General features: G+C 47.7%; 11 protein-coding genes and 1 tRNA gene. All 12 read left to right on the top strand.

Annotated features, from left to right (window positions below; all coding sequences use genetic code 11):
• Window positions 1-18 precede the first annotated feature (18 nt).
• The 12 genes from ACSR9A_RS00625 (at window position 19) to ACSR9A_RS00570 (ending at window position 13,237) form a co-directional block, all read left to right on the top strand.
• Window positions 19-153, top strand: a complete 135-nt coding sequence (locus ACSR9A_RS00625; protein ID WP_473755082.1) for a hypothetical protein — start codon at window positions 19-21, stop codon at window positions 151-153.
• A 261-nt stretch (window positions 154-414) separates the two neighbouring features.
• A complete protein-coding gene (locus ACSR9A_RS00620; protein WP_473755081.1) occupies window positions 415-1,008 on the top strand; it encodes a nucleotidyltransferase family protein in 594 nt (197 codons plus the stop codon).
• Window positions 1,009-1,126: 118 nt separating this feature from the next.
• On the top strand, window positions 1,127-1,711 hold the full coding sequence (locus ACSR9A_RS00615) for a TetR/AcrR family transcriptional regulator (protein ID WP_473755080.1): 585 nt from the start codon (window positions 1,127-1,129) through the stop codon (window positions 1,709-1,711).
• Between the two features lie 66 nt (window positions 1,712-1,777).
• On the top strand, window positions 1,778-3,235 hold the full coding sequence (locus ACSR9A_RS00610) for a DHA2 family efflux MFS transporter permease subunit (protein WP_473755104.1): 1,458 nt from the start codon (window positions 1,778-1,780) through the stop codon (window positions 3,233-3,235).
• 112 nt (window positions 3,236-3,347) lie between these two features.
• Window positions 3,348-3,429 (top strand) — tRNA-Leu (locus ACSR9A_RS00605).
• A 211-nt stretch (window positions 3,430-3,640) separates the two neighbouring features.
• The gene (locus ACSR9A_RS00600) at window positions 3,641-4,669 is read left to right on the top strand and encodes a LacI family DNA-binding transcriptional regulator (RefSeq protein WP_473755079.1); all 1,029 of its coding nucleotides are present in this window, start codon (window positions 3,641-3,643) and stop codon (window positions 4,667-4,669) included.
• Window positions 4,670-4,884: 215 nt separating this feature from the next.
• Window positions 4,885-6,288 carry an extracellular solute-binding protein gene (locus ACSR9A_RS00595; RefSeq protein ID WP_473755103.1) on the top strand — a complete coding sequence of 468 codons (1,404 nt, stop codon included), beginning with the start codon at window positions 4,885-4,887 and terminating at the stop codon, window positions 6,286-6,288.
• 146 nt (window positions 6,289-6,434) lie between these two features.
• Window positions 6,435-9,311, top strand: coding sequence for an extracellular solute-binding protein (locus tag ACSR9A_RS00590; RefSeq protein WP_473755102.1), 2,877 nt, complete (start codon window positions 6,435-6,437; stop codon window positions 9,309-9,311).
• A 115-nt stretch (window positions 9,312-9,426) separates the two neighbouring features.
• Window positions 9,427-10,299 carry a carbohydrate ABC transporter permease gene (locus ACSR9A_RS00585; protein ID WP_473755101.1) on the top strand — a complete coding sequence of 291 codons (873 nt, stop codon included), beginning with the start codon at window positions 9,427-9,429 and terminating at the stop codon, window positions 10,297-10,299.
• 5 nt (window positions 10,300-10,304) lie between these two features.
• The gene (locus tag ACSR9A_RS00580) at window positions 10,305-11,168 is read left to right on the top strand and encodes a carbohydrate ABC transporter permease (RefSeq protein WP_473755078.1); all 864 of its coding nucleotides are present in this window, start codon (window positions 10,305-10,307) and stop codon (window positions 11,166-11,168) included.
• Between the two features lie 19 nt (window positions 11,169-11,187).
• The gene (locus ACSR9A_RS00575) at window positions 11,188-12,636 is read left to right on the top strand and encodes a gluconolactonase (protein WP_473755077.1); all 1,449 of its coding nucleotides are present in this window, start codon (window positions 11,188-11,190) and stop codon (window positions 12,634-12,636) included.
• A complete protein-coding gene (locus ACSR9A_RS00570) occupies window positions 12,614-13,237 on the top strand; it encodes a Yip1 family protein (protein WP_473755076.1) in 624 nt (207 codons plus the stop codon). Before ACSR9A_RS00575 ends, ACSR9A_RS00570 begins: the two co-directional genes overlap by 23 nt.
• Window positions 13,238-13,250: the final 13 nt, after the last annotated feature.

The raw sequence follows: 13,250 nt of genomic DNA, 5'->3' as shown, positions 1-13,250 counted from the left end.
GCAGAAAGGAGCAGGAAAATGGACGTGCCAGTTGGCGTATGGATCGCAGCGATTGTTATCGTTGGCCTATTAGCATGGATCACCTTTTGGATTACGAACAAGGCTTACTCCAGAAAATGGGATGAAAATGACGAAGACAAGCTGAAAAATTAAATGGCTGCTCCGAGCTGTTGGGCAGGTTAGAGTCTTCCGTATTTCCCGTATTTCAAATCTTCCGAACGCCTTGTCAGGTTGAAATTAGCCTGGCAAGGCGTTCTTTTGCTTTTTTTGAAATATAGGAAGGGATAGCATTGCGCGATACCTTCTCTATTTTTCTCGGCTTGAAACGCGCCGCGCTGCCAAAGGACGGCCACAGCCTTTTCACCTTGTAAAAGCTCTTCCCAATAAGCTGATTTTAGGTTAATATGAGAATATATGTTCGGTATTGGGGGTGGATTGGTGAATCAGGAGTCATATATCAAGGAGATTATCCAAGGGGATGACTGGATGATGGACATCTTGCATACGGTAAGGGGCCTAGATTTGCCTGACTGGTGGGTATGTGCTGGGTTTGTGCGTTCTAAATTGTGGGATGTGCTGCATGATGTTAAGGAGCGGACGCCGCTTGCGGATGTGGATGTTATTTATTACGATGCTGCTTATCCGAGTGAGCACATCGAGAAGCAGCTGGAGCAGCAATTGCGGGGCCTGAGACCCGAGATCCCTTGGTCAGTGAAAAATCAGGCGAGAATGCATATCGTCAGCGGCCTGCCGCCATATTCCTGCTCAGTGGATGCGATTTCTAAATTTCCTGAAACGGCGACTTCGCTTGGCGTGGCACTGGATGCGAGCGGGGAGCTCCAGCTAGCGGCTCCATGCGGAGTAGCTGATGTCCTTGAAGCTGTGCTTAGGCCTACAGCTTATTATGAGCCGGGGTCGGTTCATTACCGCGTATTCGAGCAAAGAATGATGAAGAAAAATTGGCAGGCGACATGGCCAAAAGTTCATAAAGCAGAGCAACAGGAGTAACGACAACATCAAATCTTAACAAAAATTAGTGCTGAAATCTTGCGATTTCGGATTGACAGCCTGCCTATTTTCACGTTTAATTAACTAGACCGTTCTCTATAATTAAGGTGGTGAAAAGGTGGCTTCAAAGCCGAATGCCCGCCAGCAGATCATAGATACAGCAATGAAGCTGTTTTGTGTGCAAGGGTATCATGCAACGGGGTTAAATCAAATTATTAAGGAAAGCTCTTGTCCGAAGGGATCCTTGTACTACTATTTCCCTGAAGGCAAGGAGGAACTGGCGGTTGAATGTATTTCAACGATTAAGAATTTTGTGCTGGAAAAATGGCGGATTAATTTTGAGCATACTTCTAATCCTGTAGCAGCCATTCAGGCCCATATTTCCGACATCATTCAAGATGGGAAGCCATCGCAGTTTAGAGGATTTATGCCGTTCAGCTTTTGGATGGCTGCTGAGACATGCCTGATTAGCGAAAGACTGAGATCAGCGTGCCAAGTCGTTTTTAATGAATGGCAGCAGTATATTGCCCAGCAGCTTGTGAACAATGGAGCGAATGACAGCAGCGCTGCTGAAATAAGCAATGTTATTCTTTCCTTAGTGGAAGGTGCATTCATTTTGGCCATCACTCATGGAGATGAGAAGCCGCTCGTCAACATTTCGCGCCTCGTGCCGTCCATTGTTAATGGTGGCCCAGCAAGCTAGAACAACAGGTTACAGCAAACTGAATTTTTAATTCGCAGGAGGATGACACAAGTGCAAGCAGGAACGATGCAAGAGACTTCAACTTCACCCAATAAGACTTATAAAGTAATGCCGATTATGATTTCGCTATTGCTTAGCGGATTCATCGGTTTTTTTAGTGAAACCGCGCTAAATGTAGCATTGACTGATTTAATGAGAGATTTGAGCGTTAACGAGGCGACTGTACAATGGCTTACGACTATATTTTTGCTGACGCTAGGTGTACTGGTGCCCGTATCAGGCATGCTGCTGCAATGGTTTACAACACGGCAATTGTTTGTATGGTCATTGATTTTTTCTATTATTGGAACATTCGTAGCGGCTATTGCACCGAACTTTGAAACGCTGCTTATAGCGCGTGTGCTTCAAGCAACGGGTACAGGGCTGCTGCTGCCGCTATTATTTAATACCATTCTCGTCATTATCCCGATTGAAAAGCGTGGCGCAGCGATGGGAATTATCGGCCTCATTATGATGTTCGCACCAGCAACAGGGCCCACTTTTGCCGGCATTTTGATCGCTAACTTAAGCTGGCACTGGATTTTCTGGGTGTCCTTGCCGTTTTTGATTATTTCATTATTTGTAGGTCTTGTCTATTTGCAAAATGTTTCTACATTGACTAGGCCGCGTATCGACATATTGTCGATTTGCTTGTCTACCCTTGGCTTTGGCGGTGTCGTATACGGCTTTAGCAGCGCGGGAGAAGGCGAGCATGGATGGGGAAGCGCGAAAGTAATTATAGCGATGATCGTAGGTATCGTTGCACTCATTTTATTTGTTATCCGCCAGCTTAAGATGAAAGAGCCAATGATTAATTTGTCGACGTTTAAATATCCGATGTTTACAATTGGCTTAATTATGGTGTTTATTTGCATGATGGTTATTTTGTCCTCCATGCTAATATTGCCTATGTATTTACAGCGCGGCCTAATGATGAGTCCATTGACTGTTGGGCTGCTTCTCCTTCCAGGAGGACTTATTAACGGCTTCTTATCTCCTGTAATGGGAGGATTGTTTGATAAATATGGACCGAAATGGCTCGTTCTCCCAGGCCTGCTGGTCGTATCGGTTGTATTATGGTTTTTCTCTGATATTTCTACCGCGTCGACGACTGTGTTGATCATCGTGCTGCATTCCCTGCTAATGATTGGGATTTCGATGATTATGATGCCTGCGCAAACGAATGGCTTGAATCAGCTTCCTCCTGAGCTGTACCCGCATGGAACAGCGATTATGAACACATTGCAGCAGGTGGCAGGTGCCATTGGTACAGCGCTGGCAGTCAGTATTATGACAGCAGGAATGGAGAAATTCCTTAAGACAGCAGAAGGTAATCCAGAATCGCCAGCCAACTTGATTAGCGGATTGACCGTTGGTGTACAAGATGCTTTTATTTTTGCAATGGTGGTTGCCCTTGTTGGGCTTGCAATTGCTTTCTTCATCAAGCGAGTGAAGGTGACAGCAGCAGGCAAACAGGGAGCTTAATATCGGCTCTAAATAGAAGTGCCAATTATTTTTTAAAAGTTTTTTTGAAAAATGCTTGCGTGATGCGATGTTTTCTGATATATTATATTTATTCGCTGTTAGCGAACATCGCGCGCGTGTGGCGGAATTGGCAGACGCACTAGACTTAGGATCTAGCGTTTCACGACGTGGGGGTTCAAGTCCCTCCACGCGCATTATGAATGGAAGAGTAAGGGCTGTTTCAAGTAGTTTTTAACTACTGGGAAACAGCCCTTTTCTTTTATGTTTTTTTATTGAAGCTGAATTAGTGAGGTTGGGCTGTCCGCTTCTTCTTCTATTAGCAGCAATGACTGTTATCCATTACATAACATGTCCTAATTTTGCTATAATGGGACGATACTTGAGAGCAGAAAGGAAGCGTTGGGCTTGAAACAGGTCACCATATATGATATTGCCAAGGAGGCCAATGTATCGGTTGCCACCGTATCGAGGGTGCTGAACGATACCGCCCCGGTAAAGGGATCTACGCGAGCCAAGATTGAAGAGCTTATTCAAAAATACAACTTTCAGCCTAACGCAATGGCCAGAAGCTTACTAAAAAAAGAAACCGGCATTATTGGTGTCATTGTACCTGATCTGACCAATCCCTTTTTCCCGGAAGTATTCGCTGGAGCGGAGGAAGAGGCGCAGCACTCGGGACATACCTTTCTGCTTAGCAATTCTATCGGAGATTACGCTAAGGAATCGGAATATCTTAGCATTATGCGGGAGAAACGCGTGGATGGTGTTATTTTTTTAGGGGGCAGAATTAATTTAAAGAACTGCGATGAGCATTTGGTGCAGGAGCTCGTGCAGCATGCAAGCGTCATTCCGACTGTGCTCGTTAACGGTGGGCTGCGCAACACGAATTTGATTAGAGTTGCTACCGACGAATCGGTAGGGACTGCTCTCGCAGTCAGGCACCTGATTGAGCTGGGCCATACTGAAATCGGCTTTATTGGCGGAGAAAGCCATATGACCACAACCTCAATTAAGCTGCGGGCCTTCCGAAAGACAATGAAGGACGAGGGACTGGCAATTCGGGACAATTGGCTGCTGCCAGACAGCTTTTCCATCGATTCGGGCAAGCGCCAAATGCTGAAGCTGCTCGAAATGGAAGAGAGGCCAACCGCTGTTTTTTGCGTCAACGATTATACCGCCATCGGGGCAATCAAGGCGGCGACGGAGGCTGGGCTGACGATTCCAACGGACATGTCCGTTGTCGGATTTGATGATATTCCTCTGGCGCATCATTTTATCCCTGAGTTGACTACCGTTTCCCAGCAGGCGCATGAGCTTGGGCGAATGGCGGTACAAGTACTTAAAGCGATTATGAAGAAAGAAAAGGTCAAGCAGCTGACTTCTTTGGCGCCACAGCTTATTGTTCGGCAAAGTACGGGAGCCCGGAGTCTCTAAAAGAGCGGCAAGCCAGATATTTCGGGCTTGCCGCTCTTTTTTTTAGTCTAATGGAATGTACGAGGCCGCGCTTACTTTTATCATGCCAGATATGGATAATATAAACTTTAATGTTGACCATAGTAAGCAAGCGAGCTATACTGAAATGGGTTTCATGAAAGCCTTTACATTTAATTAATCATCTATCAAGGGGAGCGTGCTGAACAGTGAAACAGATGAAAAGGATGAAGTCGATGTTGCTTATTTTATTACCGGCTGTATTGATGATTCTCTCTGCTTGCAGTGGCAACAATACAGGAAATACGGTGACCACTGAGTCGCATGCCTCAACTGCAACACCGACGGAGGAAACGTCTGCGCCCACAGAGGAGCCTGAGCCTCCAGCCGCCAATTTGGGTGGTAGGGAAATTCGCATTTCGCATTGGTGGGATGCTGCCCCGGACGGAGATTCCGAAGCGGATGAGTTGGCACGTGAAAGAATCAAAAAAGTGGAAGAAAAATATAACGTCAAAATCAAATACTTAAATACGGAATATTGGTCGACTACAGAGAAGCTATCCTCCTCTGTTATGTCGAACGATCCTTTCGCTGAAATTGTCCGACTGCCTGACGGCTTCATATGGGGCCTTATGCAAGGGGGGTTTTTGACTCCCTTGGAAGATTACCTGAAAGATACACGGATTGCGCCGGACGTCGTTGAATCGATGCGCTTTGGCGGCGACCATGTATTCGGATTAGAAAGCTGGTATAACCCGAATGACACGGGGATGTATTACAACAAAAGAATTTTCAAGGAGGCGGGCTTAAAGGATCCGCAGCAGCTAATGGATGAGGACAACTGGAATTGGACGACGATGCTGGATGCCGCGAAGAAGCTGACCGTAGACAATAATGGAGATGGAAAAGCTGACCAATACGGCCTTGCCGGTGCCCATTATGTTTTCTCGGAGCTGCTGATCGCCAGCAACGGCGGCATTATATACGACGAGGCGAACAAAAAAGTAGCTTTTGATTCACCCGAATCTATGGAAGCGCTTAACTTCCTTTATGGCCTGTATAACGAGCATAAAGTTGTGAAGAAAAATGAAGGTAACGACTGGGAGGACCCGGCAAAATATTTTGCCGAAGGCACGATTGCCATGTATCCGGGCGGCTTGTGGGAAATTGAAGGGCGCCTCCAGGACAAGATGAAGGATGAGTGGGGATACGTTTATCTTCCTAAGGGGCCACAGGCAGACACCTATCTTGATCCACTTGGTCAAACGGCAGCTTACGTTATCCCTAAAGGAGTTAAGGATGCAGATGTTATCGTGAAAATCTGGGAAGAGCTTCAGGATTTCGATAACTGGCAGGAAAATCGCAGGCTGTGGCAGGAAAATGTGCTGCCGGATGAAAGCTCTATCGCTAATGCCATGAATGACGCTGGAAAAGTACAGCGTGTGTTCGGCGGACGCTTTGGGGGTCTCGGCATTAAGGACCAGCTCGACTCCGTGACGGGCAAGTTCGTCAAGGGCGAAATTACGCCAGCAACGGGCGTCGCCCAGGTAATCGGGCCTGCGCAAGCAGCTGCTGAAAAAGTGCTGCGAGGCGAGCAAGACAAGAAAGACGACAAAAAGTAATTCCCAAAGGCTTTGCCCATAAAAAAGCGGCCTGCCCGGCTTTCCGATAAAGGAAACCGGGCGATTGCTGTAAAAAATTTCGCCAGTTTACAAAAGGGGGGAATGAGGTGGAAATCGTATTTTCCAGAAAAACGGCCGCTACCATCATGGTTATCGCTATGCTGATTTCGATATTGGCTTTCCCTATAGCTCAGTCCGGCGCAGCCAGCATTCAAGCCGATTCGGCTAAGGAAGCCGAGTCAAGCAGCGACCAGAGCCTATTAACAAACGAAGCAGAAAACAGCTATGCCCATTACTTGCAGCGCTATAAGGAAGAAGAACGGCCACGGGAGGAAATGGTCATACAAGGGGCGGACTACACAAGCGCAAGCGAAATGGAACCCGAAATCGTTCATGAGCTTGGGGGCGTATCAGGCGACTTCGTCAAGACGGGTGAAAGCGGCTCTATAGAGTGGGAGCTTGAGGTGCCGAAATCCGGCTTGTATCATATCGCCATTCGCTATTTTCCGATCGAAGGAAAAAGCTCGGCAATCGAAAGGGAGCTGCTGATCGACGGAGAGCTGCCGTTTGCCAGCGCCAGAAATTTGACCTTTCACCGCATATGGAAAAATGAGAGTGATCAGATTTTGCAGGATAACCGGGAAAATGAGCTGCGGCCGCGCCAGATAGAATCGCCGATGTGGCAGGAGTCGCTGCTTCGAGATACAGAAGGCTACTACGAGGAGCCGTACGTCTTTTATTTTTCGGCTGGCAAGCACTCATTGACGCTGTTATCTTCCAGAGAGCCGATGGCAATCGATTATTTAAAAGTGTATCAATATGATGAGCCTTCGCCTTACGAAGAGGTAGAGCGGGGCTACAAGTCCAAGGGCTATACGGAGACTAGCGGACATTTGATTAAAATGCAAGGCGAAAATGCCGCCTACAAATCGTCTCCGACCTTATATCCGATTTCCGACCGTTCCAGCCCGTCTACCGAGCCTTATGACGTATCGAAGATTAAGATGAATACGATTGGCGGCAACAACTGGCGGGTGCCGGGCCAATGGATCGCATGGGACATCGAAGCGCCAGAGGACGGACTATACCGGATTGCGATCAAGAACAGGCAAGAATTGCTGCGGGGCATTTATTCTACACGCTCGCTATGGATTGACGGGGTCATTCCGTTTCAAGAAATGACGCAAATTCCGTTTTATTATGACTCGGACTGGCAAATGAATGTGCTAGGCAGCGAGGAAAAGCCTTATTTATTTTATATGACTAAAGGGAAGCATGAGCTGAAGCTGGAGGTGAGCTTAGGCGCCATGGCTCCTTTGATTCGCCAAGTAGAAGCAAGCTTGCTTGACATCAATGCCATGTATCGCAAAATTTTGATGATTACCGGCAATGTACCGGATCCTTATAGGGATTATCAATTAGATAAACAAATTCCCGACATGGTCGGCGTGTTTCAGGAGCAAAGCGATATTCTGTATGCCGTATCGAAGGAGCTAGTTCGCCTGACAGGCGAGAAAAGCGACAAGACGGCTACATTGGATAAAACCGCCTATCAATTAGCAGATTTGGCTCAAAAACCGGAAACGGTCCAGAAGCGGCTATCTCAATTCAAAATTAATGTTGGCAGCGTCGGAGCCTGGATTCTGCAAGTGAGAGAGCAGCCGCTCGAAATCGATTACCTCGCTTTGGCTTCAGCTGATGTAGAGCTGCCCGAAGCAGATGCATCAGCTTCAAAAAAAATCGTTCATGAGGTATCTTCCTTCTTTCATTCCTTCTTTGAAGATTACGATACGATCGGAAACATGGCGCAGGATGAGCAATCGATAACGGTATGGATTGGAACCGGCCGCGATCAGGCTCAAGTGCTGAAGGCGATGATTGATGATTCATTTACGCCGCTTACTGGTGTTGGAGTCAACCTTAAGCTGGTCAATCAGGATGTGCTGCTGCGTGCGTCTTTGGCAGGTGAGGGACCTGATGTAGCCATGCAGGTCGGCAACGATGTGCCGGTAAATTTCGGCATGCGGAGTGCAGCGGAGGACTTGTCGCAATTCCCGGGCTATAGGGCGGTCGTGCAGCAATTCAGGGACAGCGCGCTTGTTCCTTACCGATTTGAGGAGCAGGTGTTTGCTCTGCCTGAGCAGCAAATTTTCAATATGCTTTTTTACCGGAAGGATATATTAGAGGAGCTGAAACTTGAGCCGCCGCAAACGTGGGATGATGTGTACGCGATGATTCCGGTTCTGCAAAAGCATCATATGGATTTCGCGCTGCCGATTGCCCAGACGACGGGTGTTCCTGTAATGGAGGCGAATCGTGCGTTTGCCATGCTTTTATACCAGCTGGACGGCTCCTTCTATTTGAACAACGGAGCCAAAAGCGGACTGGATACAGAGGTCGGACTAGATGCATTCAAAAAATGGACCGACTTCTATACGAGCTATAAGCTGCCGCTCATCTTTGATTTTCCGATGCGCTTTCGAACGGGCGAAATGCCGGTCGGCATACAGGATTACACCTTTTACAACTATTTGAGCGTATCCGCCCCAGAAATTAAGGGCTTGTGGGAGTTCGTTCCTGTTCCAGGCACCGTGCAGCAGGATGGTTCCATTCGCCGGGATGTGGCTAGCGGCGGGACAGCCGCCATCATGCTAAAGCAGGCTAAAAACAAGGAAGCAGCTTGGGAGTTTATGAAATGGTGGGTGGGTAAGGATGCCCAGGTTCGCTTCGGCAGAGAGATGGAGGGACTGATGGGCGCTGCAGCACGTTATCCGACTGCCAATATTGAAGCGCTTAAGGAGCTGCCATGGCCGGCGCGCAATTATCGCAGCCTGGAAGAACAATGGCAATGGGTACAGGGCGTGCCGGAGGTGCCGGGAGGCTATTTCACAGGAAGGCATTTGGACAATGCTTTGCGTGAAGTGATTAACAACGGCACGAATACAGCCGACTCCTTATACGATTATGTCCAAGAGATCGACTATGAAATTACCCAAAAAAGAAGCGAGTTTCATTTGGAATGAGGGGACTTAAGGAGGGACTCTTTTGCAGAAAACGAAAATCGCGGCTGAGATTATACTCCAGCCGAAGGGCGGCCTTGCTGGACCGCAGCGGAAATGGGAGCTGTTCGTTAAGGATATGAAGCGAGACAAGCATTTGTTTGTCCTGCTGATTCCTTATATGGTGCTGTTTCTGTTATTTACGGTGCTGCCGGTCATCATTTCCATCTTTTTCAGCTTTACGTATTTTAATATGCTTGAATTTCCGCGCTGGGTCGGATGGGAGAATTATTCCAAGCTGCTTTGGAATGACGATGTATTTCTTATTGGACTTAAAAATACGCTTATATTTGCCGTCATAACCGGTCCGGTCAGCTATATCGCTTGTTTCGTATTCGCGTGGCTTATTAATGAGCTTAATCCGAAAATCAGGGCATTTATGACGCTCGTGTTTTTTGCTCCTTCAATTTCGGGCAACGTCTTTTTTATTTGGCAAATTATTTTTTCAAGCGATTCGTATGGCATTATGAACGGCTTTCTGATGAAGATCGGGTTTATTTACGAGCCGATTCAATGGCTGCAGAATCCTGACTATATGCTCACGATTATTATTATCGTCCAGTTATGGCTCAGCCTCGGGACCAGCTTTCTGGCGTTTATTGCCGGCTTGCAGACGGTTGACCGCACATTGTACGAGGCAGGGGCGGTGGATGGCGTGAAAAATCGCTGGCAGGAGCTTTGGTTTATTACCCTTCCATCCATGAGGCCGCAGCTGATGTTTGGCGCCGTCATCCAGATTACGTCTTCCCTTGCAGTAGCAGACGTAGCGATGGCTTTGGCTGGCTTTCCGAGCGTGCAGTATGGCGCACATACCGTCGTTACCCATTTGGTGGATTACGGCACGATTCGTTTCGAAATGGGCTATGCGTCTGCTATCGCGACTGTACTATTTATGCTGATGCTGGGCACCAATCTAGCCGTTCAAAAGTTGCTGAAGAGGGTGGGGGAATAGGCGAGATGAAGCTGGCCATGCGTCTGAAAAAAAGAGTGAACCGGTCCTGGCAGGTGGATATGATGCTGCTTCTTGTACTGGGCTTGTTTGGCTCCTTTATGGCAGTTCCGTTGATCTATGTCATTAATAATGCCTTTAAGCCGCTTGATGAATTGTTTATATTCCCGCCTACGCTGTTTGTCAGAAATGCAACGCTTGAAAATTTCGCGGATTTGTTTCAAGTCATGAAAAATTCGTGGGTTCCATTTTCCAGATATATTTTCAATACCTTTTTTATTACGGCGGCAGGAACGGCAGGACATATTTTGCTAGCATCGGCGGCGGCTTACCCGCTGGCCAAGCATAAGTTTCGCGGACACAAAGTGCTGTTTACGGTTATTGTCCTTTCGCTGATGTTTTCCCCGCATGTGACGGCGATTCCAAATTATATGATCATGTCCGTGCTGGGGTGGATGGATTCGTACCAAGCTGTAATCGTTCCGGCGTTTGCCTATCCGCTTGGCCTATATTTAATGAAACAATTCATGGAGCAAATACCGGATGCTTTGCTGGAAGCCGCCAAGATCGACGGCGCCAGCGAATACCGGATATTTTGGCAAGTCGTTATGCCGCTCGTCAAGCCTGCCTGGCTGACGCTGTTAATCCTGATGATGCAAATGCTTTGGGGAACGGATGGAGGCAGCTTCATTTATAGCGAACAGCTCAAGACGATGCATTACGCGATGGGGCAAATCATTCAAGGCGGTATTGCCCGCGCAGGGGTTGGCGCCGCAGTTGCCGTGATTATGATGACCGTGCCAATCGTGACGTTTGTTTTTTCACAGAGCAATGTCATTCAGACGATGGCTTCGTCTGGGATGAAGGACTAAAGCGATGGGGGCGTATGGATTGAAAATAAAGCGAGCGATTTTGTTATTGGCTGCTGTGCTGCTCTTCGCCGGCTTAAGTCCGAAGCTGGCCCACGCGTCGCCGTATGAGGGATATACCTATTCCTATTGGGGGGAGACCGTTCATTCGCCAATCGCGTATCTTCCTTCCAAGACGATAACGGGTCAACAATTAGGGATAGGGCCATGGAGTTCTCCAGCTGATATGTTTGCTGCACTTGACGGTCATTTGTACGTTCTGGATTCAGGAAACGGGCGAATTGTCGTGCTTGACAGCGAGTGGAAGGTTGTCCGTCAAATTAAGGGGTTTCAGAATAATGGAAAGCAGGATGGTTTCAATAATCCAGAAGGCCTTTTCGTGACGGAAAGTGGTCATATTTTTGTGGCGGATACCGAAAATAGGCGCGTGGTTGAGCTCGACAGCAGCGGAGCGTTCGTCAGAGAAATTTCCGCTCCGAAGTCGGAGGTCATCAGCAGCAATTTCGAATATTTCCCCCGAAAGGTCATCGTTGATAAAGCCGGCCGCATTTACGTTGTCGCCAGAGGCGTCTTCGAGGGGATTATAGAATTTGGCAGCGAGGGTGGCTTTACTGGATTTATGGGGACGAACCGAGTGCAGTTTGATCCTGTGGATTTGTTCTGGAAGACGGTATCGACAAAAGAGCAGCTGGAAAAGCTGATCCGGTTTGTTCCCATTGAATTTAACAATGTAGATGTGGATCGGGATGGATTCATCTTTACGACTACAGCCGACAAGCAGAGTTTTGCCCCTGTCAAAAGGCTGAACCCATCGGGCATTGACGTCATTCGCATAAACGGGAATATAGGTCCAGTAGGCGATTTGAGCAGAAATCGCTCCGCCTTCATTGACATCGATGTTAGCGGCAATGGCGTTTACCGCACGCTAGATTCGACCCGGGGACGGATTTTTACTTATAACGAAGACGGCAATTTATTGTACGTATTTGGCCAACTGGGCAATCAGCAGGGCACGTTTAAAAATCCGGTTGCGATTGAAAGCTCCGGCAATCGAGTGTTTGTTCTGGACCGCGATCAGGGGAGAATTACCGAGTTTGCAGCGACCAAATTCGGAAGCCTCGTTAACGAGGCCAATGGATTATACAGCATAGGCAAGCACGATGATGCAGCAAAGCTGTGGAAGGAAGTGCTCCGGCTCGATGCAAATTACGAAATGGCCTATATCGGCATTGGCAAGTCGATGCTGCGCCAAGGCGAATATAAGCAAGCGATGACTTTTCTCAAACTGGGCAACGACAGGGAATATTATTCCAAAGCATTAACGAAATATCGCAGGGAATATATGCGTGAGCACTTTGGGATTTATATGACGGTACTGATCCCGCTGATTTTGGTCGTTATCGCCGTTCGCCGAAGCATGAGGCTCAGAAAGGGGGAACTGAAACAGGATGCGGTTTCTCAAGGAGGCTAGGTACTCGCTGCACGTTGCATTCCATCCCTTTGACGGGTTTTGGGACCTGAAATACGAGAACAAAGGAAAGCTCCGGATCGCGCTTGTCATTTTGCTCGCCGTTACGGTTACGATGATTCTGAACCGCCAGTATGCTGGCTATGTTGTCAACTATAATCACCCGCTGGAACTAAACAGCTTTGATGAATTAAAGTACATTGTGCTTCCATTTCTCCTGTGGTGTGTGGCGAACTGGTCGCTCACTACGCTGATGGATGGAGAAGGGAAATTTGAAGAGATTGTCATCGCTACGGGCTATGCGATGCTTCCTTTGATTTTGATCTATTTGCCCAATATGCTGCTCAGCAATGTGATTACACTGCGCGAGGCCTCCTTCTATTATTTGCTGGAATCTGCGGCAGCGTTATGGTTTGTGTGGCTGCTGTTTATTGGAACGATGACGGTTCATCAATATACGGTTACGAAGACGATTATGACGATGCTGTTAACAGTTGTAGTGATGGGCGTCATTATTTTTCTAGGGCTGCTCTTCTTCAGCCTGATCCAGCAAATCGTCAGTTTTGTGTACACGATTTACCAGGAACTTTCATTGCGAGCATAAGAAAGGGGGCCAA

This window comes from Paenibacillus sp. R-74696 (assembly GCF_055814915.1).
This window is presented reverse-complemented; position numbering and strand designations above follow the sequence as displayed.

What these genes read in the sequence shown, in the direction of transcription:
- ACSR9A_RS00610 (WP_473755104.1), top strand. Translation starts at nt 1,778, where the DNA reads ATGCAAGAGACTTCAACTTCACCCAATAAGACTTATAAAGTAATGCCG.
- ACSR9A_RS00570 (WP_473755076.1), top strand. Translation starts at nt 12,614, where the DNA reads ATGCGGTTTCTCAAGGAGGCTAGGTACTCGCTGCACGTTGCATTCCAT.
- ACSR9A_RS00580 (WP_473755078.1), top strand. Translation starts at nt 10,305, where the DNA reads ATGAAGCTGGCCATGCGTCTGAAAAAAAGAGTGAACCGGTCCTGGCAG.
- ACSR9A_RS00585 (WP_473755101.1), top strand. Translation starts at nt 9,427, where the DNA reads ATGAAGCGAGACAAGCATTTGTTTGTCCTGCTGATTCCTTATATGGTG.
- ACSR9A_RS00625 (WP_473755082.1), top strand. Translation starts at nt 19, where the DNA reads ATGGACGTGCCAGTTGGCGTATGGATCGCAGCGATTGTTATCGTTGGC.
- ACSR9A_RS00620 (WP_473755081.1), top strand. Translation starts at nt 415, where the DNA reads ATGTTCGGTATTGGGGGTGGATTGGTGAATCAGGAGTCATATATCAAG.
- ACSR9A_RS00595 (WP_473755103.1), top strand. Translation starts at nt 4,885, where the DNA reads ATGAAAAGGATGAAGTCGATGTTGCTTATTTTATTACCGGCTGTATTG.
- ACSR9A_RS00590 (WP_473755102.1), top strand. Translation starts at nt 6,435, where the DNA reads ATGGTTATCGCTATGCTGATTTCGATATTGGCTTTCCCTATAGCTCAG.